At 75.2% G+C, this 2793-nt stretch carries 2 protein-coding genes; both read left to right on the forward strand.

Annotation, left to right across the window (positions count from 1 at the left end; genetic code table 11):
* The coding region (locus HUW36_RS30025; protein ID WP_174531175.1) for a beta-ketoacyl reductase at positions 1 to 1267 on the forward strand (1267 nt) is incomplete at its 5' end.
* Between the two features lie 45 nt (positions 1268 to 1312).
* A partial coding sequence (locus HUW36_RS30030) for a type I polyketide synthase (protein WP_174531176.1) occupies positions 1313 to 2793 on the forward strand: 1481 nt, incomplete at its 3' end.

The raw sequence follows: 2793 nt of genomic DNA on the forward strand, positions 1-2793 counted from the left end.
CGCCGCCCGCTGGCTGGCCCGCAGCGGCGTGGAGAACATCGTCGTGGCCAGCCGGCGCGGCCCGGCCGCACCCGGCGCCGCGCAGCTCGTCGAGGAGCTGACCGCGCTCGGCGCCACCGCCAGCGTGGTCGCCTGCGACGCCGCCGATCGGGACGCCCTGGCCGCCCTGATCGACGACATCCCCGCCGACCGGCCGCTGCGCGTGGTGGTGCACGCCAGCGCGGTGCTGGACGACGCGCTCATCAACGACCTGCGCGTCGACCAGATCGAACGGGTCCTCGCCGCCAAGGTCGACGTCGCCTACCACCTGCACGAACTGACCCTCGACCTCGACCTCGCCGCGTTCGTCATGTTCTCCTCCTTCGCCGGCTCGGTCGGCAGCTCCGGCGTCGGCAACTACGCCCCCAGCAACGCGTTCCTCGACGCGCTCGCCCAGCACCGGCGCGGCCTCGGCCTCCCCGGCACCTCCATCGCCTGGGGCGCCTGGGCCGGCGGCGGCATGGCCGAAGGCCCGTTCGGCGAGCTGCTGCACCGGCACGGCGTACCCGAGATGCCGCCGGAGGCCGCGATCGCCGCACTGCACCAGGCCGTCGACCACGGCGAGGCGTTCCTCACCGTCGCCGACATCGCCTGGGAGCGGTTCTCCGTCGCGTTCACCGCCACCCGGCCCGGTCCGCTGATCAACGACCTGCCCGACGTACGCCGGTTGCGCGCGGCCGAACACGCCACCGGCGTCGAGGCCCCCGACGGCCCGGAGTCGCTGCACGACCGGCTCGCCGGGCTGCCCGCCGCCGACCGGATGGCCGTGCTGCTGGCCCTGGTCCGGGCACAGGTCGCGGCCGTGCTCAACTACCCCTCCGCCGAGTCGGTGGACGAGCACCGGGCGTTTCGCGAGCTGGGCTTCGACTCGGTGACCGCGGTCGAGCTGCGCAACCGGCTCGGCCTGGCCACCGGGGTGGCGCTGCCGGTCACCCTGGTCTTCGACTACCCCACGCCGACCACCCTGGCCGAGTACCTCTACGCCGAGGTGGCCCAGGACGACGTGACCACCCCCACCGCGTTGCTCGACGACCTCGACCGGATCGCCGACGGGCTCGACGTGGTGGCCCGCGACGAGGCCGCCCGGGTCCGCGCCACCGTCCGCCTCCAGGCCATGCTCTCCCGGCTCGGGCAGGGCGGTGGCGGTGACGACCTCGGCCGGCACCTCGGCGACGCCACCGACGACGAGCTGTTCGCCATGGTGGACCGCGACCTCGGTCTGTCCTGACCCGCACCGGCTCACTCCCCGTCCCCTGCGAGGAAGCGGCACCCGATGGCCAATGAAGACAAGCTCCGCGACTACCTCAGGCGGGTCATGGCGGACCTGCACGACACCCGCCGTCGGCTCAGCGAGGCCCAGTCCCAGGAACTGGAGCCGGTGGCGATCGTCGCGATGAGCTGCCGCCTGCCCGGAGGCGTACGCGACCCGCGGGACCTGTGGGAGCTGCTGCGCGACGGGCGGGACGCGGTCGCGCCGTTCCCCGACGACCGGGGCTGGGACCTCGACCGGCTCTACCACCCCGACCCCGACCACCCCGGCACCTCGTACGCGCGGGAGGGCGGCTTCCTCGACGGCGCCGGGGACTTCGACGCGGCGTTCTTCGGCATCAGCCCCCGCGAGGCGCTCACCATGGACCCGCAGCAACGGCTGCTGCTGGAGACCGCGTGGGAGGCCGTCGAGTCCGCCGGCCTCGACCCGGCCACGCTGCGCGGCAGCCGCACCGGGGTGTTCGTCGGCACCAACGGGCAGGACTACGGCACGCTGCTGATGATGTCCCCGGACGCCGACGAGGGACACTCGATGACCGGCGGGGCGGCGGCCGTCGCCTCCGGCCGGGTGTCGTACACGCTCGGCCTGGAGGGGCCGGCGGTCTCCATCGACACCGCCTGCTCCTCCTCGCTCGTCGCGCTGCACCTCGCCGCGCAGGCGTTGCGCGCGGGGGAGTGCGAGCTGGCGCTCGCGGGCGGCGTGACCGTGATGGCCACCCCCGGCCTCTACGTCGGATCGAGCCGGCAACGTGCCCTGTCCCCGGACGGGCGGTGCCGTTCCTTCGCCGCCTCCGCCGACGGGGCCGGCTTCTCCGAGGGCGTCGGCTGGCTGCTCGTGGAACGGCTCTCCGACGCCCGCCGCAACGGCCACCCGGTGCTCGCCGTGCTGCGCGGCAGCGCGGTCAACCAGGACGGCGCGTCGAACGGGCTCACCGCCCCCAACGGGCCGTCCCAGCAGCGGGTCATCAGCCAGGCGCTCACCGCCGCCCGGCTCGCCACCGCCGACGTCGACGTCATCGAGGCGCACGGCACCGGCACCACCCTCGGCGACCCGATCGAGGCGCAGGCGCTGCTGGCCACGTACGGGCAGGACCGGGGCGACGCCGGGCCGGCGCTGCTCGGCTCGGTGAAGTCCAACATCGGGCACGCCCAGGCCGCCGCGGGGGTGGCCGGGGTGATCAAGATGGTGCTCGCCATCCGGCACGGCCTGGTGCCGGCGACGCTGCATGTGGACGAGCCGTCCCCGCACATCGACTGGTCCGCCGGCGCGCTGGAACTGGTCACCGAGGCCCGCCCCTGGCCGGACCGGGACCGTCCGCGCCGCGCCGCCGTCTCGTCGTTCGGCATCTCCGGCACCAACGCCCACGTCATCGTCGAGCAGGCCCCGGACGAGCCCGTCCCCGCCATCGACCCGCCGACCCCCGGACTGGTGGCCGCCGACGTCACCGCCTGGCCGCTCGCCGCCCGCACCCGCGCCGCGCTCGC

Origin of the sequence: Micromonospora maritima, from assembly GCF_902825405.1 — a bacterium.
Classification (GTDB): domain Bacteria; phylum Actinomycetota; class Actinomycetes; order Mycobacteriales; family Micromonosporaceae; genus Micromonospora; species Micromonospora maritima.